Origin of the sequence: Yoonia sp. R2-816 (genome assembly GCF_046762905.1) — a bacterium.
Lineage (GTDB): Bacteria > Pseudomonadota > Alphaproteobacteria > Rhodobacterales > Rhodobacteraceae > Yoonia.
Window position 1 is genome coordinate 14,403 of record NZ_JBKQXN010000304.1, and the last position, 24,171, is coordinate 38,573.

Genomic DNA, 24,171 nt, shown 5'->3' on the forward strand with positions numbered 1-24,171 from the left:
TGCGCCGCGTTAATCCCCGTGGCGCAGCAGCCGCTGTTTCTGGCGACCCCAGTCGCGCTTGGCCTCGGTCGCCCGTTTATCGTGGTTTTTCTTACCCTTGGCCGTCGCGATCTTCAGCTTCACCAGACCACGGTCGTTGAAATACATCACCAGCGGCACCAGCGTCATGCCTTCACGCTTGGTCGCATTCCACAGCCGTGACAGCTCTTTGCGGCTCACCAGCAGCTTGCGCTTACGCCGTTCCTCGTGGCCGAACATGGCCCGGTCATAAGGGGCGATATAGGCATTGGTCAGCCACAACTCCCCGTCATCGACCGATGCATAACTGTCGGCAATATTCGACTGCCCGATGCGCAGCGATTTGACCTCGGACCCGGTCAGGATGATACCCACCTCGATATCGTCCTCGATGGCAAAGTCGTACCGGGCACGCCGGTTCTCGGCGATGACTTTGTAGTTTTTGTTTTCGGGTTTCTTGGCCATAGTTGGGCTGAAATAGGCGATGGGCGACGGGCGCACAAGGTCCGGTCGCCTGTGGAGCAGGAAAAGGGAAGATCGGGTGTTCATTCAAATTGCCCTTGGCACCGCATTGATGCTGCTTTCAATCATGATCGCAGGGGTCAGCTTCTGGCTGATGGAAATCTGGCTGATGCGCTACCGCCCCTGGCTGACACGCGAACCACACCGCCCCAAGCTGATCATTGTTCTGTGCGTCGCGGCTGTCTGGATCACGCTGCAAATGACCGCAGGGGTCTGGCTCTGGGCGCTGACGATGCTGGGCCTCGGTGTGTTCGACACGATGGAACTGTCGGTCTATTTCGCCCTTGTCGCCTTTACCACGCTGGGGTTTGGTGACGTTCTGCTGCCTGTCGAATGGCGGCTTTTGGGCGGCATGGCGGCAGCCAACGGCCTCCTGAACATCGGTCTGGTCACGGCTTTGCTGGTCGAGGCTTTGCGCCAGGTCCGCCTGCAACAGCTTGAGATGCTGAAAGGCGAGACGTGAACGTTCCCATCCTCGACAACCGCACCGCCCGGCACCTGTTTCTGGCACGGCACGGGCTGGCGACCCGTCCGTCCGGCCCCGGCAAGGGCGCAGACCTGAAAGGTGTGATCGACAATCTGGGTTTCGTACAGGTCGACAGCGTCAACACCTTCGCCCGCGCCCATGATCTGATCCTGTGGTCGCGGCGGCAGCAATACCGGCCCAAGGCGTTGCAACACTTGTTGCACCGCGACCGGCAGGTCTTCGAACATTGGACCCATGATGCGTCCATCATCCCCATCGAAAGTTTCGCCCATTGGCGGCTACGCTTTCAACGCGATGCGGTGCGGATGGAGGAACGCTGGAAGGAATGGCGGCGCGGCGATTTCACGGCCAAGATCGACGCTGTTCTGCGCCGGATCGCCGATCACGGGCACTGCACCTCCGGTCAGGTGGGCGAGGGGGAGGAGCGCGGATCAGGCGGCTGGTGGGACTGGCACCCGTCCAAGACAGCGCTCGAATATCTGTGGCGGTCCGGTCAGGTCTCGGTCGTGCGCCGCGACGGGTTTACCAAGGTCTATGACCTGACCGAACGGGTGATCCCGGCGGACCATCTCAACCGGCGGCATCACCCTGAAGAGACAATCGACTGGTGCTGCACCGGCGCGCTGGACCGGCTCGGTTTCGCCACCAGCGGTGAGTTGGCGGCGTTCTGGGATCACATCACCCCGGCCGAGGCCAAGGCGTGGTGCACCACAGCCCTGGCCGATCACCGGATCATTGAGGTCGACGTAGAAGGCGTGGACGGCAAACTGCGTCGATCCTTCGCCTGGCCGGACGTGATGGATCTGAACGTCGGCACGCCGACACCACGCCTGCGCATCCTGTCCCCCTTCGACCCCGCCCTGCGGGACCGGAAACGGGCCGAACGGCTGTTCGGCTTCCACTACCGGATCGAAATCTTCGTCCCCGAAGCCAAGCGGAAATACGGCTACTACGTCTTCCCGGTCATGGAAGGCGACCGGCTGATCGGGCGGATCGACATGAAACGCGAGGACGGGGTTCTGGCCATCCGCGCCTTCTGGCCAGAGCAGGGCGTGCGGATGGGAACCGGACGCGTGCAGGCGCTGGAAACAGAACTGGAGAGGGCGGCGGTGTTTGGTGGGTGTGAGGGGGTTAGATTTTATGAGGGATGGTTACGGCAGGATAGGTGAAATCACTCACCCCACACTTGCCTCGCAAATCAACTCCGGCGAAAATCGCCAGTAGTTGTTTATAACTGATCACGATGTACATTCAGCGGTCCTAATTTCGGTATAGCCGGGAGAATTTTTAGCACTTTTGATAGGATCGCGTGCTAAATCTCAAATCTCTTTCCAGTAATCTGTTGCGGTCCAGCCTGTAAGTTCTTGCGCTTTCAGTAGGCCAACAACTTCATCAGAAATGAAAGGTGGCAGCTTGTAACGAACATCGTACCATGCCGCCCTACCAATGATTAGATCTTTGCGAACGGCGAGTTTTTTTCGACCTTCACCTCGCAATATCTGCCAAAGATAATGTGGCGAGTTGGTCATTGGCTTTACACCACCTAAGGCGGGACTGATTGCATCAATTGATGTACAAATGCGCCAGAAATAAAATGGTTTATTAATCAACATGCCTTTTTGATCATACAACTCGAATGGCAAAAACTGATGCACATCAGCTTCAACGCTCTCGATGACATCTTTGAACTTTTGGCCAACTGCATTCGCATTTGGTATGCCAACGTGACCTGAATAATCCCAATCCGCGCTGCCATTGGTTAGCTGCATCTTCTTTGGTACGAGGTCAGCGTTATATGGGAAACTCAACTGCCGGTCTTCCGACTTTGGCGCTTTGGATATAATCCAGTCAACTCTATGTTTGCTTTCAGTCTGGTTCTTCCACTCCTTAAAGCGCGCGTATTTCGCAGTTTCTTCCTCTCCAAACGGCACCGCTTCGACAGTTTTTGATGGGGTATGTGCGTGATCACCTGAAATCGTAATGGCCATTAAGCATCTCCAAACATCAAGTTAGTATTTCTGATCAGGCTTGATCTTTGCCGCACCCATCTTCTCTGACGCGTCGGCATCCACAAGCCCCGTTATGATGGAAAGCACCCGCCGTCCGCCAAACCTTAACAGTCGTTAACCCATCCAACCGCGCGCGCCGTTAATCCCGCAAAAGGCCGAAAAAGTGCCCGACGCTTTGCCGACGCAAATCCGACGCGATGCCGACCGCACATTTCCCAGCAAAATATGGTGTTAACCAATGATTCGGCGCAAATGACGAAAATCACCGTACGGTGGGGGCCACGCAACGCGCGGTCGGTGCCGACGCGGCCCCTTCCCGGATCAGTTCAACAACCCCGCATGCACCATCGCCGCGCGGATCTTGTCCTTGGTGCTGTCCATCAGCCCGGTCAGCGGTGACCGCACCTCGTCACTGCACAATCCCAGCAGCGACATGCCATATTTCGCACCCACAAGCCCCGGTTCAGTGAACACCGCCTCGTGCAGCGGCATCAGCCGGTCAAGCTGGGTCAGCGCGGTGGCATAGTCGCCCGCAAGCGTGGTTTCCTGAAACTCGGCCAGCAGTTTCGGCGCGATATTGGCAGTGACTGAAATACAGCCCGACCCGCCATGGGCGTTGTATCCAAGGGCCGTTGCATCCTCGCCAGAAAGCTGAATGAAATCAGGGCCACAGGTCATCCGCTGCGTGGGCACGCGGCTGAGGTCCGCGGTCGCATCCTTGACCCCGATAATCATCTCGTGCTTGGCCAATTCGCCCATCGTTTCTGGCGTCATGTCGATGACCGACCGGGGCGGGATGTTGTAGATGATGATCGGCAGACCGCACTCGGCGGCGGCCATGAAATGGGCAATCAACCCGCGCTGGGTCGGCTTGTTGTAATAGGGGGTCACGACCAATGCGGCATCGGCCCCGGCGCTTTTCGCCGCCTGCACCAGCCGCACGGTTTCAGCCGTGTTGTTGGACCCGGCCCCGGCGATCACAGGGATACGCCCTGCCGCCTCATTCACAACGATTTCAACGACCTGATCATGCTCTTCATGGGTCAGCGTCGGGCTTTCGCCAGTCGTTCCCACCGGCACCAGCCCGTGCGAGCCTTGCTCCACATGCCAGTTCACCAGTTTTTTCAGCGTGTCCACGTCAACTTTGCCGTTGCTAAACGGCGTGACGAGGGCGGGGAGTGATCCCTTGAACATGGCACGCTTCCTTTTCGTTTGATGGCTTGAATCGCCGTGGTAAAATCGCGCGGACCCTAGCCACCTTTCTGCCGATTGCCAAGTTTGTGAGTTGTTATTGGAAGGGCTTGGGTTACCTTACGAACAAAACAGGCAGTGCGGTGACATTCATGCGAATTCTGACCTTTGCTTTTGTGGCCGCCATTGTCGCAGGTCCGGCCGCATCGCAGGACGTCGACCCGGCCGATATCGCCGCCATCAGGGCCGCTGACCAAAGCTGGGGGCAGGCCTATGAACTGGCGGCCGAGGCTGATCCGGTCACCACAGATGTGCTGACATGGATGCGTCTGCGCCGTGGTGATGCCACGCTTGACGAATACCTGACCTTCTTTGCAAAGCGTCCCGATTGGCCAAGCCAAGACCGCTTGCGCGCCGCGGGTGAGTTGCAGATTGAAGACGATGCTGATCCCGCCGAGGTGTTGGCGTTCTTTGGGGATATAACGCCACAAACGGGCGAAGGTGCCGTGACCTTCGCCAAGGCATTGATCACAAATGATAAAGAGGAAGAGGCTGAGGCGGCGTTGCGCACGGTCTGGCTCGAAAGCCGCCTGACCGATGACGGCCACAAGGCCATGATTGATGCGTTCGGCGCGGAACTGGCCCCGTACCATGTGGCTCGCACCGATGCGCTTTTGTGGCGCGGACGTACCACCGATGCCGCGCGCACGCTGCGGTTGCTGGAGCCGGATCAACAGGCACTTGCCCGCGCCCGCATCGGTTTCATCAATCGCTCGGCCAGTATTCCGAAACTTCTGGCGGCTGTCCCGGCAGAGTCCCGGGAAGATGCCGGGCTGGCCTATGCCCGTTACAACTGGCTGGCCGGGCAGGGACGGCGCAGCGATGCCGTCAAGATCCTGATGGACCGGTCTACCAGCCGCGCATCATTGGGTGAACCGTTTCGCTGGTCCGGCTGGCGCCGGTCGCTGGCGCGCTGGGAAATGCGCGAGGGGCGGGCACAACAGGCCTATGATCTGGCATCCCGCCATTACCTGACGGACGGCGCCGCCTTTGCCGATCTGGAATGGCTGTCGGGCTACATCGCCCTGACTTATCTGGGTGATCCCGTGCAGGCTCTTGATCATTTTGAGACGGCGGCAGCGTCTGTCGAAACGCCTATTTCCAAGGGCCGGATGCACTACTGGATCGGTCGCACTCATGAGGTGATGGATGCCCCCGCTCTGGCGGCTGCAGCTTATGCCGTCGCCGCCGAACACCAGACAGGATTCTACGGCTTGCTGGCCGCAGAAAAGCTGGGCCGCTCGCTTGATCCGATCTGGGCGCAGACCCCGATTGTCCCGCAATCGGATGTTTTCGCGCAGGACCTGACCAAAGCGGCGTTTTTGTTGTTGGAATCCGGTCAGCGCGGACATGCGGTGACATTCTTTGCCGAACTTGGCGCGACGCTGGAGCCGGGTGCGTTGGCGCAGGTCGGTGCTGCGCTGGATGAGATGGATGAGCAGTATTACACCCTGCTCTTGGGCAAGCGGGCCGTAAGGCGAGGCGTGATCGTACCGCAAAACTATTTCCCAATGCATGATCTGGCGCAGATGGATTTGCCGGTTGCCCCGGCCTTGGCCCTGTCGATTGCCCGCCGCGAAAGTGAATTCAACATCGCCATCGGCAGCCCGGTCGGCGCGCTGGGACTGATGCAGTTGATGCCAGCAACGGCGGAAGAGGTGGCTGGATTTCTTGATCTGCCCTACTCTAGGGCCCGCTTGACCACGGATTGGGAATACAACGCCACGCTGGGTGCCAAATACCTGTCGGTTCTGGAGGAAGAGTTTGGCGACTCTCCGGTCATGATCGCGGCGGGCTATAATGCAGGCCCGAGCCGCCCGCTGTCCTGGATGCGGGAACGTGGCGACCCTCGCTTAGGCGAAATGGATGTGATCGACTGGATCGAACATATCCCGTTTCGCGAGACCCGGAATTACGTAATGCGTGTGACCGAAAGCATCCCGATTTATCAGGCACGGGTGAGCGGAGAGACAGGCCCCATTGCACTCACCAAGATGCTGGTGGGGGTCAAGCCGCTGTTGCGTCCACGTGCGCGCCCACTGCCGCAGGTGGTAGGCGACGCCCCCAGCGTACGTCCGATTGCCCGGCCGGAGCGGGTATCAGGCGGCTAGACCGTTTTCTGACGGGCCCGCCAGAGCGTGAACAGCCCCGCACCGACAACGATTGCACCTCCTAAGGCGACGTTCCAGCGCAGTGCTTCACCAAAGATCATGAGCCCGATGGCACTGGCAAAGACCAGTTGCAAATAGGCAAAAGGCTGTACCGCGCTGGCCTCTGCGACCTCGTAGGTTTTGATCAACAGCCAATGCCCTGTCGCCCCGGTGATGCAAAGCGCGCCCATCCAGTACCAATCTGTCAGGATCATGGGTTCCCAAAACCATAGGCCCACAGCGGTCATCACCACCGCCCCCACCGTCCCGGTCCAGAAGAACGATGTCGCTGTGCTGTCCTTGCGGGCGGCATAGCGTGTCAGCAGCCCGTAAAGGGCAAACATCAGCGCCGCCGCAAGCGGGATTACCGCAGCCGGTGCAAAGACCGCAAAGCCGGGCTGCAGAATGACCAGAACGCCGACAAAGCCGATCGCGATAGCGACCCAGCGCCGCCAGCCGACTGTTTCGCCAAGGACCGGACCCGACAGTGCCGCGATCAACAGCGGATAACAGGCAAAGATCGCATGGCTTTCCACCAGCCCCAGATAGACAAAACCAGTGACCATCACGCAGATTTCCGTGGCAAGAAGGACGCCGCGCGAGATCTGGAGAATGGGTTGTTTCGTGGCTGCCGCCGCCCGCACCGAACCCGATTGTCGTGTCGCGATGGTGATGACAAAGGCAGCAAAGAACCAGTACCGGATCATGACGATCATCAGCACGTTGTAATTGCTCGCCAAATGCTGTGAGATACCGTCCTGCACCGCAAAAACGAATGTCGTCGCGATCATCAAAAGGATGCCAAGGCGCGTGTTACTCTGCATCGGGCATCAATGCGCGCGTCATATGCCGTTTGCGTCCGTAACCGGGGGAGCGGCTGACGGTGAAACCCGCTGCCTCCAGGCTGCGCCTGATGTGCCCGGCGGCGCTATAGGTGGCTGCAGTCCCGCCCGGTTTGGTGTGCTGGCCGACGGCTTTCAGCAGGTCAGGTTCCCAGAGTTCCGGGTTCTTGGCGGGCGAGAAGCCGTCGAGGAACCAGGCATCCGCCTTCTGTGTCCACGCAGGCAGCGTCTGTCGCGCATCGCCGGTGATCACATGCAGGACCGGCCCTTCTGAGAGGTGTACAGGTCCAGCGTTCGGTGTCCATTCCGCCAACAAAGTTTTGGCGTAGGGCGCCAAGTCAGCAAAATGATACAGCGCATCTGCCATATCCTGCAGCGCCATCGGAAACGCCTCGAACGAGGTGAAGTGCAGCGCGCCGGGCCGCCCGGCCTCCACCCATGCCGCCCATGTGACCAGCAGGTTCAGCCCGGTACCAAACCCCAGCTCTGCAATCTGAAAATCACCACCAAACCGCGCAGGTAGGTCATTGCCCGCCAGAAACACATGCCGCGTCTCGGCCAACCCATTGTCGAGCGAATAATAAGGGTCGTCGAACGCGGTTGCGATCGGCACACCATCCCGCCAGTCGAGTTTTGCTGTCTGGTCTGCCATCCGCCCATGCCCTAAGGATGCGGCTATCTTTGGGCGTTGGGACGCGGAATGGCAACGGCAGATGTGACAGTGATGGGGGCGGGCATTTTCGGCCTGTCGGTGGCCTATGCCTGCGCGCAGCGCGGTGCACGTGTGCGGGTCATCGACCCCAATGGCGTGGCGGCGGGTGCCAGCGGCGGACTGGTCGGTGCGTTGGCCCCGCATGTGCCGGAAAACTGGAACGCCAAGAAGGCGTTTCAGTTCGAAAGCCTGATCATGGCCGAAGGATTCTGGGCTGGTGTTGAAGCCTTGACCGGGGCTGATGTGGGCTATGCGAGAACCGGCCGATTGCAGCCGTTGGCGGATGAACGTGCGGTTGATTTGGCGCGCGCGCGGGCTCTGTCGGCGGCAGAGCTGTGGCAGGGCAAGGCAGCGTGGGAGGTTATTTCGGCAGTGGAAGGCACATGGGTGCCGCCGTCACCAACCGGGCTGGTGATCCGGGATACGTTGTCGGCGCTGATCCACCCGCGCAACGCGACACGCGCGCTTGCTGATGCGGTTGTGGCCTTGGGCGGTGAGGTCACGCACGCCGGACCCGCGCAGGGACAGGTGGTCTGGGCCACAGGCTGGGACGGCTGCAAGGAAATCGGGGGTAACGGTGTCAAGGGGCAAGCCGCCCTGTTGGATTACGATGCCGCAGGCCAGCCTCAGCTTTTCGCCGATGCATTGCATATCATTCCGCATGGCAACGGTACGGTCGCAGTCGGATCAACGTCAGAGCGTGTGTTTGACGACCCCAGCAGTACCGATGAGGCGCTGGATGACGTGCTTGAACGGGCCTTTGCGGCCTTTCCCATACTCGCCGATGCGCCGGTCATTGAGCGCTGGGCAGGGGTGCGCCCGCGCAGCCGCAGCCGCGCCCCGGTGTTGGGCCATCATCCGGTGCGGCCGGGGGCATTTGTCGCCAATGGTGGGTTCAAGATCGGGTTCGGCATGGCTCCGAAAGTCGGCGAGGTGATGGCCGACCTTCTGCTGGATGGGCGGGATACGATACCTGATGATTTCCGCGCCGCACCGGGCTGATATCTACTTGCCCAGCCGGTTTCGCGATTTCTGGTAAAGGCGTTTGTTGCGGGCGACGAAATCTTCAATCAGGCCGCTGATCCAGTGGTTTCCCCTGCGGCGCAGATAAATGAACCCGGCAAAGGCACCAAAACTTGCGCCGATCGCATTGATGATCAGATCAAGCATCGTGTCGTCCAGCCCGGTTTTCTGCATGTTCAGACCGAACCAACTGTCCATGGCAAACTCGAACACTTCCCACATGGTACCGACCATGACGCCAACGCAAAACGCGATGAACGCCATGGCGAACGGGGGTGCTGCGTAGCGGTCACCCTCAAACAGCATGAAAACGAAGAGAAAGCCGATCAGGCCAAACCCGATAGAGGACGCGCCATGCAAGGCGATATCCCACCACCAGACACGTTCATAAAAATCAAACAGCTCGCCCATGAACACGCTGGCAAAAATAAAGATCGTGGTGGCGACGACGAATGGGACCGGTAGCGAGATGTCCAGTCGTGATGCCAGAAAGGCTGGTGCAACGGCCAAGGCCAATGTCGCGATCGCGACAAAGCTGAGTTCCCACAGCCCAAAGACAAGCGCGGTGAGCGATGTGAGCAGCAAGATGCCCCACAAGATCGCGATAATCCGGCTTTGTCCGAACAGTTGCCCACCCGGCATGATACAGACCCTTTCCTTTTTCTTCTGCCGCCCCCATTTGTTCGGCATGTATCACTCAGATAAAAGCCTTCGGGTCGCCAGTTACAATATCCGCAAGGCCAAAGGTTTGGATCGCCGCCGTGATCCGATGCGGATTCTGAACGTTCTGAACGGGTTGGAGGCAGATGTGATCGCCTTGCAAGAGGCGGACAGGCGGATGGGCGCGCGCCCGTCGGTCCTGTGCCGCAGCATGATCGATGCCGAGACGGATTTTGAGGTGGTCCCAGTCGCCAGGAACGATGTCAGTCTGGGTTGGCACGGCAATGCGGTTCTGGTGCGCAAGGGGATGCCTTATGGCAAGGTCACCCATATCGACCTGCCGGGGTTAGAGCCGCGCGGGGCGGTGCGCGTCGATCTGCCCAGGTTCAGTCTTGTTGCCACGCATTTGGGTCTGATGCGGCGGCACAGGGCGGGTCAGTTGCGCGCCATCGCCAGAGCGGTGGAGGGGTGTTCACATGCTGTGGTGGCCGGTGATTTCAACGAATGGTCCCCACATAAGGGGCTCGAAGTATTGGATGCGTTTGACATTCATGCGCCCGGCCACAGTTTCCACGCCGCCCGGCCGATTGCGGCGCTGGACCGGATCGCTGTGTCACCGGGGCTGGTGGTGCGCAAGGCCGGAGTTGTGCAGGAGGGGCCGGCCCGACATGCATCCGACCACCTGCCGATCTGGGCTGACATTGCCTGAGCGCACGAAAATTCCAGAATTTTCGTGGTGCCACAGAATTTCGAGAAATTCTGTCTACCCGGCCTCTGCAATCATGCATTGCCGCCCGTCCGGTCCCCTGACCCATACCTGCCCCGCCTTCCAGCACAACGTTGCGGTTTCGTGATGCATGAGCGGGGCTGTCGCGCGATAGCTGAAATGGCTCAGACTGCCCAACTGCCGCGCGGCCAAGCCAATTAGCAGGTGGGCCAGTAACGGGCCATGCACCACCAACCCGTCATAACCTTCGACATTGCGGGCATAGGTTTCATCGTAATGGATGCGGTGCCCGTTGAAGGTCAGCGCAGAGTAACGAAAGAGCAGCGTGCTGTTGAAATCGAATGTCTCGGCATGGGTTTCGTCGGTTTGTGCCTGTGGCGGTGCGGTTGCTGTTCCATCCTCGCGATAGACCAGTTCCTGCCGCTCTGTCAGGGCCAGGGTGCCGCGTTGTTTGATGTCATGTTTCAGGGTCACAAAACCCAAAGGGCCGGATCGTCCCTGTTTGCGGGTCACGGCCTCAATCGTGCTGGCGCGTTCGGCCTTGATCCCCGCCAGAAGCGGGCGGTGAAACGTCAGACTACCCGCCGCCCACATCCGCCGCGGCAAGCCAAGGTCTGGGATGAAACCGCCTGTAGCGGGATGACCATCGCGCCCCAGATGGGCTGGCGGTTGCGGATCCCAGAAATAGATCTGGTGAAAGAAGGGCGGCATTGGATCGCCTGTTCGCAGGTCAGGTGTATGCCCGAACGTGGCCTGCAGCGCATGGGCGCGGGCTATGTCAAAAGGATCGCTTCGGGTCTGGGATCGGTTGTGATTGTCGTGCATGATCAAAGCGTAAGCGGAATGAAAGGCGCGCGCAAATGCCCCAATTGTCAGATTTGGACCATATTGTGCTGACCGTTGCCGATCTGGAGCGGACGGTGGCGTTTTATCGCGATGTGTTGGGGATGGTGCCTGAACATTTCCGTCCGGCGGACGGTACAACACGCTGGGCGCTGAAATTTGCTGCGCAGAAAATCAACCTGCATCCGGCGGATGGCCCCTTCGATCCCAAGGCGGCGGTGCCGCAACCAGGGTCTGCTGACCTTTGCTTTTTGTCCGATGCGCCGCTGGATGAATGGCAGGTCCATTTCGACAAGGCGGGCGTAGCCATCGAAGAAGGCCCTGTCGCCCGGACGGGCGCGACAGGGCCGATCATGTCGCTTTATATTCGTGATCCTGATGGCAATCTGATCGAGGTGTCGCAGCGCGCTTAGGGTCCGGACCCTAGGTCATGGTGCGCAACTCATCCATCAACTCGGTCAGCAGCTTGATGTAAAGCTCTCCAGTCAGTTTGCCGTTCTCGTCGAATTCCTTGCTGGAATTTGCCACCAGCACCTCGGGTCCCTGCAGGATGCGCGGGCGAAAGGCCATCATGGCGAGGCGAAGGGAAAATTGTGACCTCTCGCCACCTGCGCGGCCTGCAGCGGCAGACATGATCGCCAGCGGCTTGTCTTTCCACGGCCCGCCCTTGGTTCGGCTGACCCAGTCGAGCGCGTTCTTCAGGGACCCGGAAATCGCCTTGTTGTATTCCGGAGTAGAAATGATGACGGCATCCGCAGCTGCAATCTGATCGGCCAGCGTTTGCACGGCGGCGGGAATGCCTGACGCCTCTTCAAGATCGCCGTTATACAGCGGGAAGTTGATGTCCCCTTCGATGAAGGTGTCGGCGTTAAAGATTTCAGCGGCGTTGCGCATAAGCATGGTGTTGGTCGACGCCTTGCGGAGCGAGCCGGAGATGCCAAGCAGGGTGGTCATGATTGGTCCTTTCGATGTTTGGAACAGACCTAACGCGAATGTCTGATTGCGCAACCCGAACAGTTCGCACATGATCCCTGCAAAATCGCAAAAGGGGGGCGGCAGTGATCCGGCACGGTGGTAAAATTCTGAGCGATCAACTGGTCAGGTTGGGCGTGCGCCGTGTGTTTTCGGTGCCGGGGGAAAGCTTTCTTGCCGCTCTCGATGGGCTTTATGACAGTTGCATCCAGAACGTTGTTTGCCGGCAGGAAGGCGGGGCTGCGATGATGGCTGAGGCTTATGGCAAGATGACGGGCCAGCCCGGTGTCTGCTTTGTCACGCGCGGGCCGGGGGCGACGAATGCCAGTGCGGGTATCCATATCGCCATGCAGGACAGCACGCCGATGGTGTTGTTCGTGGGCCAGATCGATAATCGCCATACTGATCGCGAGACATTTCAGGAGGTGGATTATCGCGCCATGTTTGGCGGTCTGGCCAAATGGGTGGCGCAGGTGGATCATACCGACCGTCTGCCGGAATATATCGGCCGCGCGTTTCGTGTGGCCATGTCGGGTCGACCCGGGCCGGTTGTGCTGGCGCTGCCTGAAAACATGCTGAGCGCCAGTGCCGATGTGTCCGATTTGCGGCTGCCGGAGGTGTTGCACCCGATGTCCGCCGATGTGACGCAGGCGATCATGCACGCGCTTGCCCAATCGCTGAAACCGCTGGTGGTGGTCGGTGGCCCGCATTGGAGCCGCGAAGCGCAGGCCCATCTGCAGGCCTTTGCCGAAACGCAGGGTGTGCCGGTGGCTGCCGGGTTCCGCCGTCAGGATTACATGGACAATCACCATGCGCATTACGTGGGTGACCTGAATGTGGGGGTGAACCCGAAGCTGGCGGCCCGCGTGCGCGAGGCCGATACGCTGATGCTGCTGGGCACCCGGTTTGGTGACATCGAAACGCAAGGTTACACGCTGGTTGATCCGGCTGATCCTGCCAAGACGATCGTGCATGTCCATGCCGACCCCAATGAGCTGGGCCGCGTTTATGCGCCAGATATTGCCGTTGCCGCCACGGCGCCCACGGTGCTGAAACATCTGGCCGATGCAGGCGCCGCAGGCAACTGGGCCGACTGGACATCGGACGCCCGCGCCGATTACGAGGCTTGGGTGACACCGCAGGAAAGCCCCGGCGATCTGAAACAGGAAGAGGTGATCCGGTGGTTGTCTGACAACCTGCCCGATGATGCGATCCTCGCCAATGGCGCGGGGAATTATGCCGCGTGGCTGCATCGCTATTTCGTCTACAAGCAGTATGGTACCTGTCTGGCCCCGACATCCGGGTCGATGGGATACGGGTTTCCGGCGGCGATTTCGGCGTCACTGGAATATCCTGACCGCACGGTGGTGTGTCTGGCGGGTGACGGGTGTTTCCAGATGACCTGTAACGAGTTGTCGACGGCGGTCCAGCATGGGGCCAGACCGATTGTGGTTGTGATGAATAACGGGCGCTATGGCACAATCCGCATGCATCAGGAAAAAACCTATCCGGGGCGTGTGTCGGGGACCGCACTGGCCAACCCGGACTTTGCAGCGCTCGCGTGCGCCTATGGCGGGCATGGTGAGGTGGTCAGCAAGACCGCCGATTTCCCGGCGGCGTTTGCAAGGGCGCAGGATGCGGGGACATTGGCCATCATCGAATGCAAGGTCGATGAAGAGGCGTTGGCGACCGGTGCTACGCTGAGTGCGGTGCGTGATGCGGCGATGAAGCGCTAGATTTCCCGCCACTGCGTTGCGGTGTTTTCCTGCCAGTCCTGACGGTGCAGCAGCGGGGTGTCATCATCGAACGCAGCCTTGCCAAGGCACAGGTAGCCGGTCAGTTGCCAGCTGTCGGGCACGTTCAGGATCCGGGCGATGCCGTCGGGATCAAGGATCGACACCCAGCCGAGCCCAAGGTTTTCGGCCCGTGCCGCCAGCCATAGCGTGTGGATGGCCGACACGGTGGAGTAGTTCAGCATTTCGGGCATGGATTGACGGCCGAGCCCGTGGCCTTCGCCCGGTGTCTGCTCTGTAAACACGGCCAGATGCACCGGCGCGTCGCGCAGTCCGGCCAGTTTGAGTTGATCATAGGCTGCGCGTTTTTCGTCATCGTAGATCGCGCCTGCCGCTGCATTTGCGGCCTCAAAATTGGCGATGACGGCATCGCGCAGTGCTGGTGTCGTCACCTGCAAGACCCGCCAGGGCCGGGCGTTGCCGACGGACGGGGCCATGTCCATCGCCTTGCGCAGCACCGCGAGGGTTTCGGGCGCGATCGGGTCAGGCAGAAAGTGCCGCACGTCGCGCCGCCATTGCAGAACGTCATGCAGGGCCTTGCGGTGGGCGTCGGTCAGTTCCATCAAGTGGCGGTCCATTTGCCCTTTTGCGAGGGCAGAAAAGCCTCGACCGCGGCTGTCGCGACAACTGCGGTGTCGCCGGTTTCGGGATTGGGAACGTTCAGGCCGCCCTTGACCGCGCGGACCGTGGCCCGACCGCGCGGCAGACCGGCGGTCAGCGCATCCGCGTCGATCTGATCGGGGTCCTGCACGCCCACGGTGACCTGCACGCGCATGTCCGTGTGGGGCAAGCCGATACTTTCGAAGATTGGCAGGGTGGAATGGCGTATCGCATCCTCGATCGCGCGCTGGGCGGCTTTTTGATAGTCCATCCCGTGCAGGTCGTTGCCCATGCCCATTTCGATGATCACGCGTTGTTCGGTCATGCGGGCACCATGTCGAAGGACACGTTGATCGCCACATTTGCGATGACGGTCGGGGGTCTGTCCGGGCGGGGTATATCCAGCCCGCCATGATGCACCGTGATGGTCGGCTGGCCGTAGGGGAAGATATCGAGCAGGCTGTCTGTATCCACCTGATCCGGTTCCTGCACCCCGATCTGCACATCAATCAGCATAGCCTCTTTCGGGAACCCGAAAAGTTCGGCCATGTTGATGGAGTTGTGCCAGAGCGCATCCTGCAGCCCTCGCCGCGCGGCCTGCGTGTAATCCTGGCGGCGCAGGCTGGTGCCCATGCCGAATTCGGTCAGAACGCGGTGTTTTGCCATGTCATATCCTTTCGTCCCTAGCGCGAGAACCGGCGCGCAGCGCCGTCCCATTGCAGCCCTGTGTTGCGGGCAAGTCGTCGGCAGCTGTCATCCAGCCCCATGCGATTTGCCCATTGTCCCATCGACCGCACCGGGATTGCATGGATATCGCCGAACCCGTCCACCAGCACACATTCCCTTGGCCCCATCCCGCTGCCACTGTCGCGATGGCCGACGACAAAATTGTTCGAGTTCATGTCGCTGGCGCGGATATGATACCTGTAAATGCGCCCGATTGTATCGTTGAGCAGGTCGATAGCGTCCTGCGTCAGATTGCCCGCCTTGGCCATCGCCCCGATGGTGGGCCCCAGCGTGCCATCCGCGTTCATTACCCGTTCGGTGATGCATCCCAGCCCCATATTGGTCGTTGCAAAGCCGTACATATGTGAAATCGGGCTGTGATAATCGGCTTCGGGGTGGCGCAGCATCGTGCGCAGGTATTCCTGATATTCCTTGCGGATCTGGCGTAGACGGGTGCTGGGAAACAGACGGTCCATGATCCCGTTGAAATTGGTCCGGGCGGGCATCTCTTCTGCCGGACGCAGTACCTTGACCAGTTTTGTCTTGTCATGCGGGTGCAAGTAGACGGCCCGCTGCACGCCGCTGGCAACAAGGTCGGTTTCGCTGAGGATCAAAGCACGTGTCATGCCGGTGCCCTTGCCCCGCGCTGATCAGTATTCCACCCCGATCTGCGCCTTGATCCCGGACCGGAACGGATGTTTGACCAGTTCCATTTCAGTGACCAGATCGGCCAGTTCAATCAGGTCTTCATGCGCGTTCCGCCCGGTCAGCACCACATGGGTCATTTCGGGTTTGTGGTTTTTCAGGAAGTCCACCACTTCGGTAGCACTGACATAGTCATAGCGGATCGCGATGTTGATTTCGTCCAGCAGGACCATGTGGTTGGTGTCATCCAGGATCAGTTCCTTGGCCTTAGCCCATGCGGCCTGCGCCATTTCCGTATCACGGGATTTGTCCTGGGTTTCCCAGGTGAAGCCTTCGCCCATAGTGTGGAAGGCGCAGGTATCGCTGAATTTTGACAGGATCAGGTCGCGCTCACCGGTCGACATGCCCCCTTTGATGAACTGCACGACGGCGCATTTCATGTCATGGGCGATACAGCGGAAGATCATGCCAAAAGCGGCCGAGGATTTGCCCTTGCCCTTACCCGTATGGACGATGATCAGGCCTTTTTTGTCGGTCTTGGTCGCCATGATCTTGTCGCGGGCGGCCTTTTTCTTGGCCATTTTCATTGCGTGGCGTTCGGTATCGTCTGTCATGGGATGGCTCCTTTGCGGCTGAGCGTAGCGGGAGGCGGGGGTGGGTTCAATCTGGCCATGGCACAAAGCTCAGTTCCGGCCAAAGTTTCATCTGACGTTTGGCTTTGGCCAGATGTGTAGCCCGGTTGTCGCGTTTGGTATGGGGCGTAAGGCGGAAGCTGAAGATGTCGTCCAGGCCGAAGGGTGCGTAGATGTCGAACCGGTTGTCCGGGCTAAGGCGCATCCCGACCGAGTGGGTTTTGCAGGCAAAGTTGTCGATGCCGTCGGTGGTTTTCGTCAGCGGGTCATAGTCCTGTCCAAAATGATCCTTGTACCACACATGGACCCGCGCCTGGTTGCGGACCTCGACGGGCACCGGGGTGTCAAAATGGCTTTCGGCACGCCTGATCGCATCGTCCTCTGCGCCGTAGCTGGTATCCGGATCGAAGTAGAACAGGTCGATATCTTTGACGCCATGTAGGTCTGGCCTGCCGGTCAGGTGGTTCCAGACCTGATTGTAGATCGCGCCCGAGACGATCCACCAGTCGGGCAGGTTGAGTGTGCGCGCTTGGGAGAAGACCTGAATCAGCGGTGCGCATTCTTCAACAATGCTTACCAGAACATCGCATTGTTTTTTCTTTGGCAAATTGGCGTAGCGAAGGTGGTTCATGCGCCCTCTGATCTGATGATTTTGGGGGAAATTTGGTGAACCTTTCCCGCTTTCGCGACGTTGTTTGCCTACACTATGTCTGCAACGTAAAATCAAGGACTGGACGATCTGATGCCCTATTTTTGTGGAGCCTTATTACTGTGTTATCTGAGTGTTGCTGCGCTGGCCACTGGCATCTGACAGCAGCCCCGCAATGCGCGCCCGGGCCGAGTTTGACCGCGGCTGCCAGAGGTTGCGGTCTATTGCTTCCTGCAGCCGTTCGGCGATTTCCTTGAGCGCTGGGGCGTTGGCATCGGCGATAAAGTCGCGGGTGACGTCATCGGCGATGAACGCCTCTTCAACGAGGTCGAAATGGTGGTTGCGCACCGCGCCAGTCGTCGCGGCGAAGGCGAAGAGGTAATCCACTGTCGCAGCAATTTCGAACGCGCCCTTGTAGCCGTGCCGTTTGACGCCGTCGATCCATTTGGGGTTGACCACGCGGGACCGCACGACGCGCCCGATTTCATCATCCAGCGTGCGGATAATGGGGCGTTCGGGGCGTGAGTGATCGTTGTGATAGATTGGGCGGTCCTGCCCTTGCAATGTGCTGATGGCGGCTGCGGCACCCCCTTCGAACTGGTAATAATCGTCGCTGTCGAGGATGTCGTGTTCGCGGTTGTCTTGGTTTTGCACGATGGCCTCGGTCTGAGACAGGCGCTGTTCCATGGCCGCGCGGGCCCTGCGACCTTCGGCCCCTGACCCGTAGGCGTAGCTGCCCCATTCCAGATAGGCCTCGGCGAAGTCGGCCTTGTCGGTCCAGATCCGTTCGTCGATCAGGGCTTGCAGGCCGGCCCCGTAAGCGCCGGGTTTGGAGCCGAAGACGCGGGACTGATCCTCGCCTTGTCTGGTGCGGGCGGCGGCGGGGTTGAGATCATCGGGTTCGTCCAGTGCCTGTACGGCGCGGGCGGCGGAATCGACCAGTGCGATGAGTTGCGGAAAGGCGTCGCGAAAGAAGCCGGAAATACGCAGGGTCACATCGACGCGCGGGCGGCCGAGGACGGATTGGGGCAGGATTTCGAAGCCGGTGACGCGCCGGTTGGCGCTGTCCCAGGTCGGTTTGACGCCCATCAGTGCGAGTGCCTGCGCAATGTCATCGCCGCCGGTGCGCATATTCGCGGTGCCCCAGGCGGTGATCAGCATGGTTCGTGGCCAGTCACCGTGGTCCTGCAGGTGTTTTTCGATCAAGAGGTTGGCGGATTTCCAGCCCAGCGCCCAGGCGGTTGGGGTGGGAACGGCCCGGCTGTCGACGCTGAAGAAATTGCGCCCGGTGGGCAGCACATCGAGCCGCCCGCGCGTTGGGGCGCCTGACGGGCCCGGGCTGACGAAGTGCCCTGAAAGGGCCGTGAGGAGGGCCGCCCCTTCGGACCGGCCGCAGGTTTGGATAGTGGGCAGGATGTGGTCGCGGATTTCCGTGAGGACGGCCTGTGACGCTCGTGGGGTGAACCCCACATCGCCCCACCCGCCGTCCCGCAAGAGTTTTTGGCTGAGGTTTTCGAGTTTTTCGATCGTGTCGCCATTGGTCCGCCAGGTGGTGCCATCGGCGAGAGCGTCGGATTTTTTTGCTGCCGGTGCACCCATGTCGCAATCGAGCGGGTCGAAGCCAAGGTTCAGGTCGGCAGCCAGTGCCCGGAGGAGTGAGGCGTTGGCCCCTTTGCCGTCGCCGCGTGGCACGCGGGCGAGCGCGATGGCCAGATCGCGTTCCTGTTGCCCGGTGGGCGATTGGCCAAAGATGTGCAGCCCGTCCCTGATCTGCGCCTCTTTCAGTTCGCAAAGATAGGCGTCGAGTTTGCCGAGGTCACCGTCGCTATCGCCGGTGAAGCCTGCGTCTTTTCCAAGGCCGGTGACGTCTGATAAGGACAGGATTTCGCGCCGCAGATGATCGATCCGGCGGGGATCGACGCCTGCGGCCTCGTAATATTCATCGACCAGCGCCTCCAGATCGCGCAAAGGGCCGTAGCTTTCGGCGCGGGTCAGTGGTGGGGTCAGGTGGTCGATGATGACCGCGCTGGCGCGCCGCTTGGCCTGCGTGCCTTCACCGGGGTCGTTGACGATGAAAGGGTAGATATGGGGTGTGGGGCCAAGCACGGCCTCTGGCCAGCAGGTTTCGGACAGGGCGACGGCCTTGCCCGGCAGCCATTCGAGGTTGCCGTGTTTGCCCATATGCACGATGGCGTCCGCGCCCCAATGGTGGCGCAGCCAGAAATAGAAGGCCAGGTAGTTGTGCGGGGGGACGAGGTCGGGCGAATGGTAGGTGTCGGTCGGGTCGATATTGTAGCCGCGCGCAGGTTGCAGGCCGACCACGGCGTTGCCGAAGCGGTGGATACTGAGGGCGAAACCGTCAGCGTGGATGAACGGATCGTCTTCGGGCTGGCCCCAGCGGCTGGTGATCTGCTCCCTGATGTCCCAGGGGAGTGCGTCGAAATATTGCTGGTAGAGGGCGAGGAGGAGGAATTCGCCGCCCTCCTTGTCGGCCCTGTCGGTGAGCCAGTTTGTGGGGCCGTCCATGATCTGGTGCATCAGCGCGGCGCTGTCGGCGGGTAGTGTGACCTCGTAGCCCTCCGTTTGTAGCAGTTTCAGCACGTGGATTGTGGCGGCGGGTGTATCGAGGCCGACGCCATTGGCAAGCCGCCCGTCCTTGTTGGGGTAGTTGGCGAGGATCAGGGCGACCTTCTTGTCCTGCGGTGGCGTGTGGCGCAGGTTGGCCCAGTTTTTTGTCAACTGGCTGACGAAATCGATCCGGTCGCCGCGCGCCTGATAGGTGGCGATGGGGCATTCGGTGGCGTCGTCGAAGAAAGCCTCGCCCTTGAAGCTGACTGCGCGTGACAGGATGCGTCCGTCGACCTCTGGCAAGGCGACGTTCATGGCGATGTCGCGGGCGGTCAGCCCGTGCAACCCGTCGGCCCATGTGGATTCGGCGGCACCAGACAGGATGACCTGAAAGATTGTGGCGTTGTTGGCGAGCAAAGGGTTTTCCGGGCTGTCGTCGCCGTCATGCGGAGAGCCCACAGCGAAGGCGGTGCAGTTCAGGATCGCGTCGGGCGGGGCGGCGTCGAAGACCGATTTCAGTGTGGCGGTGCTGATGGGGTCCTTGAGGCTGGCCACGAAGATGGGCAGCGGGTTGAGGCCTGCACGTGACAGGCTGCGTGTGAGCCGGTTGATGGGGTTCAGCCCGCCGCCCTGGACGAGGGCGCGGTAGAAGATGATGGGGATGATGGCTGCACCGTTGGTCCATGTTGCCTGGGCTGCTGCAAGGTCGGCGATGCCTGCGCCGGGCCAGTAGACCCCGGCGCGCAGGAGCGGCGCGGGGGCGGCGGGTTTTGCGCCGCCGTCCAGCATGGCCTTTGCATAGGCGAGCAGGTTGGTGCTGTTCTGCGGGCCGCCTTCGACAAGGTAGGACCACAGGGTGTCGTAATCCTGTTCGCTGACGGTCGAAAGCCCACGCAACTCAGGGTCCGGTTTATCATCGCCGGGCAGGGCGGCAAAGGGGATGCCTGCCGCATGCAGCCGCGCGGCGTATTGAGTCAGCCCGTATTTCCAGTAACCTGCCCCGCCGAGGACGCGGGCGATGACGAGCCGGGATTTCGTGGCGCAATTGTCCAGATGCAGATCGACCGACATCGGGTGGGTCAGGTGCATCATATTGGCCAGCCGCAGGGTTGGCGGATCGGCCATTTCGCTACGTGCATCCGACAGGGCGGCCAGTTCGGTGTCGGCGGCGGAAACGATGACCAGATCGGCGGGGGTCTGACCCAGATCGACGGGTTCGGTTCCGTCAGAAATCGCGCCGGGGGTTGCAGCAAGCAGATGCATCAGCGCTGGCCCCGTGGTAGCTGCGCCCTAGATGAAGAGGAAAGATCATGGACTACAAAGCCGCAGGAGCGCCGAAAATGGGCAAGAAGGCACCAAAACATCGCGAACATAATGCCCATGGGTCGGCTAAGAAGCCCTTTGGTCAGCGGCCGAGCAAGGAGGAATTGCTGGCCCGGATGAAAAAGGCGCAGGCCGCAGGTGCGGATCCAAGCCAGGATCGTCCGTCCGATCCTGCCGATGACGTGGATGTGGACGAGGCGCGCGGCAAGCCGATGCGCGATCTGGATCAGCGGCCGGGCTGAGATCACAGCTTCTTTTCCATAAAGATCGAGCTTTTGGCGGCGACATAGTCGCCGAACGGCCCGCAATCGGTGAAGCCGTGACGGCGATAGAGTTTATGTGCCGCGTGCAGGACATTGCCGGTTTCGAGCTTCAGCAGGGTGACGCCGTTTTCGCGGGCTGCGTCCTCGAGCTGGCGCATCAGGGCATCGGCGACGCCGGTGCCGCGCGCGGCCTGATCCACGAACATGGATTTGATTTCGCCATAGCCGTCCTTGATGGCGACGGCGCCGGTTCCGAGGATGCTGTCGCCCTGCCGGGCCGTGAAGAAATGGATGTGATCTGCGGCCAGATCATTGATGTCGAGATAGAAATTGTCCTCTGGCGGGAACAGGCTTTGCATCAGTGCGTGGCTTCGCTGCAGCAGGGCCACGGCGCCGGGATGGCGCGGGTCGGTGCGTTCGACAACGATCATCGCGACAGGGCGACGGTGATGGCGGCCTGATCCAGCCCTGCCTCGCCGATCACGACAAGACGGGTGTGGCGGGGTGCATCGCCGAAGGGCTGATCGAAATAGGTTTCGACGCGCGGGCCGACTGCCTGCAGGGTCAGGCGCATGGGTTTGCCCGCGACGGCGACAAAGCCTTTGAGCCGCAGGATGTCATGTTCGCGGATCGTGTCGGCCACCTGTTCGGCGAAGGCGTTGGCGTCGCTGATTTCGCCACGAGTGACGATGAAACTTTCGAATTCGTCATGGCCGTGGTCGTGTTCATGATCGTGGTCGCCTTCGTCATCATCATGGTGGTGGTGATGGTGGATTTCGTGCCGCGCGGCGAGGTCGCTTTCCGCGCCGATCCCCTGACCGAGCAGGACATCGACCGGCAACGCGCCCATGCTGGCCTTGACGACCTGCACGCCGGCGCGGCTTTCGGATTTTAGCCGGGCGGTAAGTGTGTCGGCCTCTGACCCGTCAAGAAGATCAGTCTTGTTTACGACGATCATGTCGGCACAGGCGATCTGGTCTTCGAACAGTTCGGAGAGCGGGGTTTCGTGGTCGAGGTTTTCATCCTGCGCGCGCTGGGCATCGACGGCGGCGACGTTATGGGCGAACTGGCCGTCATGCACAGCCCGGCCATCAACGACGGTGACCACACCGTCGACGGTAACTTTGGTGGAAATGCCGGGCCAGTTGAAGGCGCGCACCAGCGGTTGCGGCAGGGCGAGGCCGGAGGTTTCGATGACGATGTGGTCGGGTTTCTGATCGCGGGCCAGAAGCGCTTCCATCGTGGGGATGAAATCATCGGCCACGGTGCAGCAGATGCAGCCATTGGACAGCTCGACGATGTCGTCTTCGCTGCAGACCTCATCCCCGCAACCCTTGAGGATGTCACCATCGACGCCGAGATCGCCGAATTCGTTGATGATCAGCGCGATCCGTTTGCCTTGCGCGTTTTGCAGCATGTGGCGGATCAACGTGGTTTTCCCGGCGCCGAGAAAGCCGGTGACGACGGTAGCGGGGATTTTGGCGAGCATTTGCGCGTCCTTGAAAGGGTTGACCAAACGGAATGACGGCCCCTGCGGGGCCGCCATGTTTCATGTTTTGTTTGGCGCTTAAGCGGCGGCCAGAAGGGCCACAATGGGCCCTTCGACAATTTCCAGCGCGAGAAAGACACCGACACCGGCGACCATTGCGCCGCCAAGGCGGGCGTTGATGGCGGTCGCGTCAGATGCGCCGAGTTTCGTGACGACCCAGCCTGCGCCGATGGCGATGACGTACTGGATCACACCAAGTCCGATCAGATAGCCCAGGAGGACCGCGCCACCAACGCCGCCCTCTTGCCCCCCGATGGAGCCGCCGAAGGCGGAGCCGTGGAACAGACCGAAGGTTGCGAAGATCAGGATAGCGGTCGTGGTATTCAGCGCCTTGCCGGACAGGACGATGCCACCCAGCACGATCAAGGACAGGACGATCACCGTTTCGGCGATCGGCATGGCGATGCCTGCATACATCAGCGCGGTGCCGATCAGCATGGCCCCGATATAGGCCGCGGGTGTCAGCAGCTTGCGCCCGGTGAACAGCGCGGCGATCCCCATGGCGACCACGAAGAACAGGTGATCAAAGCCCAGCACGGGGTGACCCACGCCAGAGAGTACGCCATGCGCAAATGTCTCCATCGGCATGCCGTTCAGCGGGTGATGTGCGAGAGCGGGTGAGGCGGCGAGGCTGAGGCCTGCGGCTGTGATAATACGTTTCATGTCGTCCCCTTTGGATCGTCTTAAAGGGGGGATTTCATGGAGTGGTCGCGGCATCTGCCCCGGCCAGAACCCCCACGGAACACCCCGTCCGTTGTTGTTTCCCGAGGCATTTACCCCGACGTATGGCTGGTCTCCTGGCTTGCGGGTCGATGCACTTTGCGGCCTTCCCGGGCGGACCCAGTGGCATATTCGCAAAGCACTCTCCGCATACAGTCGCGGGGGCGGCTGTGGCTTGAGGCCCCCGATTTGGATCGGCCCGTCCACATTCCCATTTGATCCCCTGAAGCTTGGCATCGTCGGGGAACCATACAAGGAATGTTGTGCGCCTTTGCAGACCGCGCCGTCAAGGTGGAAACCGACCTTTACAGAGCCGATGACGGCCTCGGTTGACAGGTTGGCAGCGTCCGGCGGGAGTATTTATGGAAGAAAGAAGATAGATTACCGCAATATCTTGTGGATAAGTGGCGTGATTTGGCCTTATGTAGATGGCTTTCGTTGACACCGGGGGCCTTGCGGGGACAGAATTTGTCAACTTGAGGGAATC

26 protein-coding genes and 1 riboswitch are annotated in these 24,171 nt (G+C 60.6%); of the genes, 8 read left to right on the top strand and 18 right to left on the bottom strand.

The window, feature by feature from the left end:
- Window positions 1–9 precede the first annotated feature (9 nt).
- Window positions 10–483: an SsrA-binding protein SmpB gene (gene smpB, locus ACFWW2_RS17335; RefSeq protein ID WP_393930118.1), complete on the bottom strand. Its 474-nt coding sequence runs from the start codon at window positions 481–483 to the stop codon at window positions 10–12.
- Window positions 484–559: 76 nt separating this feature from the next.
- Between smpB and ACFWW2_RS17340 the strand changes: the two genes are divergently transcribed.
- Window positions 560–1,003: an ion channel gene (locus tag ACFWW2_RS17340; RefSeq protein ID WP_393930008.1), complete on the top strand. Its 444-nt coding sequence runs from the start codon at window positions 560–562 to the stop codon at window positions 1,001–1,003.
- On the top strand, window positions 1,000–2,196 hold the full coding sequence (locus ACFWW2_RS17345; protein WP_393930010.1) for a winged helix-turn-helix domain-containing protein: 1,197 nt from the start codon (window positions 1,000–1,002) through the stop codon (window positions 2,194–2,196). The genes ACFWW2_RS17340 and ACFWW2_RS17345 overlap by 4 nt, the downstream gene beginning before the upstream one ends.
- A gap of 150 nt (window positions 2,197–2,346) precedes the next feature.
- On the opposite strand, the gene ACFWW2_RS17350 is transcribed toward ACFWW2_RS17345, so the two are convergent.
- Together ACFWW2_RS17350 and dapA are read right to left on the bottom strand one after the other, a co-directional pair.
- On the bottom strand, window positions 2,347–3,015 hold the full coding sequence (locus tag ACFWW2_RS17350) for an imm11 family protein (RefSeq protein ID WP_393930012.1): 669 nt from the start codon (window positions 3,013–3,015) through the stop codon (window positions 2,347–2,349).
- A gap of 342 nt (window positions 3,016–3,357) precedes the next feature.
- Window positions 3,358–4,230 carry a 4-hydroxy-tetrahydrodipicolinate synthase gene (gene dapA, locus ACFWW2_RS17355; RefSeq protein ID WP_393930014.1) on the bottom strand — a complete coding sequence of 291 codons (873 nt, stop codon included), beginning with the start codon at window positions 4,228–4,230 and terminating at the stop codon, window positions 3,358–3,360.
- 149 nt (window positions 4,231–4,379) lie between these two features.
- Between dapA and ACFWW2_RS17360 the strand changes: the two genes are divergently transcribed.
- On the top strand, window positions 4,380–6,398 hold the full coding sequence (locus tag ACFWW2_RS17360; protein ID WP_393930016.1) for a lytic transglycosylase domain-containing protein: 2,019 nt from the start codon (window positions 4,380–4,382) through the stop codon (window positions 6,396–6,398).
- On the opposite strand, the gene ACFWW2_RS17365 is transcribed toward ACFWW2_RS17360, so the two are convergent.
- Together ACFWW2_RS17365 and mnmD are read right to left on the bottom strand one after the other, a co-directional pair.
- Window positions 6,395–7,261 carry a DMT family transporter gene (locus ACFWW2_RS17365; RefSeq protein ID WP_393930018.1) on the bottom strand — a complete coding sequence of 289 codons (867 nt, stop codon included), beginning with the start codon at window positions 7,259–7,261 and terminating at the stop codon, window positions 6,395–6,397. The two genes, ACFWW2_RS17360 and ACFWW2_RS17365, sit on opposite strands and share 4 nt — an antisense overlap.
- Window positions 7,251–7,931, bottom strand: coding sequence for a tRNA (5-methylaminomethyl-2-thiouridine)(34)-methyltransferase MnmD (gene mnmD, locus ACFWW2_RS17370; protein WP_393930020.1), 681 nt, complete (start codon window positions 7,929–7,931; stop codon window positions 7,251–7,253). Before mnmD ends, ACFWW2_RS17365 begins: the two co-directional genes overlap by 11 nt.
- Before the next feature lie 48 nt (window positions 7,932–7,979).
- Between mnmD and ACFWW2_RS17375 the strand changes: the two genes are divergently transcribed.
- Entirely contained in the window at window positions 7,980–8,993 is a 1,014-nt protein-coding gene (locus tag ACFWW2_RS17375) for an NAD(P)/FAD-dependent oxidoreductase (protein WP_393930022.1), read from the top strand.
- Window positions 8,994–8,996: 3 nt separating this feature from the next.
- On the opposite strand, the gene ACFWW2_RS17380 is transcribed toward ACFWW2_RS17375, so the two are convergent.
- The gene (locus ACFWW2_RS17380; RefSeq protein ID WP_393930024.1) at window positions 8,997–9,656 is read right to left on the bottom strand and encodes a hypothetical protein; all 660 of its coding nucleotides are present in this window, start codon (window positions 9,654–9,656) and stop codon (window positions 8,997–8,999) included.
- Here ACFWW2_RS17380 and ACFWW2_RS17385 point away from each other — a divergent pair.
- The gene (locus ACFWW2_RS17385) at window positions 9,655–10,383 is read left to right on the top strand and encodes an endonuclease/exonuclease/phosphatase family protein (protein ID WP_393930026.1); all 729 of its coding nucleotides are present in this window, start codon (window positions 9,655–9,657) and stop codon (window positions 10,381–10,383) included. The two genes, ACFWW2_RS17380 and ACFWW2_RS17385, sit on opposite strands and share 2 nt — an antisense overlap.
- Before the next feature lie 54 nt (window positions 10,384–10,437).
- On the opposite strand, the gene ACFWW2_RS17390 is transcribed toward ACFWW2_RS17385, so the two are convergent.
- On the bottom strand, window positions 10,438–11,226 hold the full coding sequence (locus ACFWW2_RS17390; RefSeq protein ID WP_393930028.1) for a MaoC family dehydratase N-terminal domain-containing protein: 789 nt from the start codon (window positions 11,224–11,226) through the stop codon (window positions 10,438–10,440).
- A 35-nt stretch (window positions 11,227–11,261) separates the two neighbouring features.
- Between ACFWW2_RS17390 and ACFWW2_RS17395 the strand changes: the two genes are divergently transcribed.
- A complete protein-coding gene (locus tag ACFWW2_RS17395; RefSeq protein ID WP_393930030.1) occupies window positions 11,262–11,657 on the top strand; it encodes a VOC family protein in 396 nt (131 codons plus the stop codon).
- A 10-nt stretch (window positions 11,658–11,667) separates the two neighbouring features.
- On the opposite strand, the gene ACFWW2_RS17400 is transcribed toward ACFWW2_RS17395, so the two are convergent.
- Complete coding sequence (locus ACFWW2_RS17400) at window positions 11,668–12,198, bottom strand: NADPH-dependent FMN reductase (protein ID WP_393930032.1); 531 nt, start codon at window positions 12,196–12,198, stop codon at window positions 11,668–11,670.
- A gap of 107 nt (window positions 12,199–12,305) precedes the next feature.
- Here ACFWW2_RS17400 and ACFWW2_RS17405 point away from each other — a divergent pair, with 107 nt between their 5' ends.
- Complete coding sequence (locus ACFWW2_RS17405; protein ID WP_393930121.1) at window positions 12,306–13,952, top strand: thiamine pyrophosphate-binding protein; 1,647 nt, start codon at window positions 12,306–12,308, stop codon at window positions 13,950–13,952.
- Here the strand turns inward: ACFWW2_RS17405 and bluB are convergent.
- The 7 genes from bluB to cobN form a co-directional block, all read right to left on the bottom strand.
- Window positions 13,949–14,572, bottom strand: a complete 624-nt coding sequence (bluB, locus tag ACFWW2_RS17410; RefSeq protein ID WP_393930034.1) for a 5,6-dimethylbenzimidazole synthase — start codon at window positions 14,570–14,572, stop codon at window positions 13,949–13,951. The two genes, ACFWW2_RS17405 and bluB, sit on opposite strands and share 4 nt — an antisense overlap.
- Complete coding sequence (locus ACFWW2_RS17415; protein WP_393930036.1) at window positions 14,572–14,934, bottom strand: Lin0512 family protein; 363 nt, start codon at window positions 14,932–14,934, stop codon at window positions 14,572–14,574. The genes bluB and ACFWW2_RS17415 overlap by 1 nt, the downstream gene beginning before the upstream one ends.
- On the bottom strand, window positions 14,931–15,275 hold the full coding sequence (locus tag ACFWW2_RS17420; RefSeq protein ID WP_393930038.1) for a Lin0512 family protein: 345 nt from the start codon (window positions 15,273–15,275) through the stop codon (window positions 14,931–14,933). The genes ACFWW2_RS17415 and ACFWW2_RS17420 overlap by 4 nt, the downstream gene beginning before the upstream one ends.
- A 17-nt stretch (window positions 15,276–15,292) precedes the next feature.
- On the bottom strand, window positions 15,293–15,961 hold the full coding sequence (locus tag ACFWW2_RS17425) for a YrbL family protein (RefSeq protein ID WP_393930040.1): 669 nt from the start codon (window positions 15,959–15,961) through the stop codon (window positions 15,293–15,295).
- Between the two features lie 24 nt (window positions 15,962–15,985).
- The gene (gene cobO, locus ACFWW2_RS17430) at window positions 15,986–16,594 is read right to left on the bottom strand and encodes a cob(I)yrinic acid a,c-diamide adenosyltransferase (protein WP_393930042.1); all 609 of its coding nucleotides are present in this window, start codon (window positions 16,592–16,594) and stop codon (window positions 15,986–15,988) included.
- A 46-nt stretch (window positions 16,595–16,640) separates the two neighbouring features.
- Entirely contained in the window at window positions 16,641–17,243 is a 603-nt protein-coding gene (locus tag ACFWW2_RS17435; protein ID WP_393930044.1) for a nucleotidyltransferase family protein, read from the bottom strand.
- A 135-nt stretch (window positions 17,244–17,378) separates the two neighbouring features.
- On the bottom strand, window positions 17,379–21,092 hold the full coding sequence (gene cobN, locus ACFWW2_RS17440; protein WP_393930046.1) for a cobaltochelatase subunit CobN: 3,714 nt from the start codon (window positions 21,090–21,092) through the stop codon (window positions 17,379–17,381).
- 47 nt (window positions 21,093–21,139) lie between these two features.
- Here cobN and ACFWW2_RS17445 point away from each other — a divergent pair, with 47 nt between their 5' ends.
- Window positions 21,140–21,394: a hypothetical protein gene (locus ACFWW2_RS17445; protein ID WP_393930048.1), complete on the top strand. Its 255-nt coding sequence runs from the start codon at window positions 21,140–21,142 to the stop codon at window positions 21,392–21,394.
- 2 nt (window positions 21,395–21,396) lie between these two features.
- On the opposite strand, the gene ACFWW2_RS17450 is transcribed toward ACFWW2_RS17445, so the two are convergent.
- The 3 genes from ACFWW2_RS17450 to ACFWW2_RS17460 form a co-directional block, all read right to left on the bottom strand.
- Entirely contained in the window at window positions 21,397–21,846 is a 450-nt protein-coding gene (locus ACFWW2_RS17450) for a GNAT family N-acetyltransferase (protein ID WP_393930052.1), read from the bottom strand.
- Complete coding sequence (cobW, locus tag ACFWW2_RS17455; RefSeq protein ID WP_393930054.1) at window positions 21,843–22,904, bottom strand: cobalamin biosynthesis protein CobW; 1,062 nt, start codon at window positions 22,902–22,904, stop codon at window positions 21,843–21,845. The genes ACFWW2_RS17450 and cobW overlap by 4 nt, the downstream gene beginning before the upstream one ends.
- Window positions 22,905–22,982: 78 nt before the next feature.
- Window positions 22,983–23,627 carry a HupE/UreJ family protein gene (locus ACFWW2_RS17460; RefSeq protein ID WP_393930056.1) on the bottom strand — a complete coding sequence of 215 codons (645 nt, stop codon included), beginning with the start codon at window positions 23,625–23,627 and terminating at the stop codon, window positions 22,983–22,985.
- Between the two features lie 106 nt (window positions 23,628–23,733).
- Window positions 23,734–23,951, bottom strand: a riboswitch (cobalamin riboswitch).
- Window positions 23,952–24,171 lie beyond the last annotated feature (220 nt).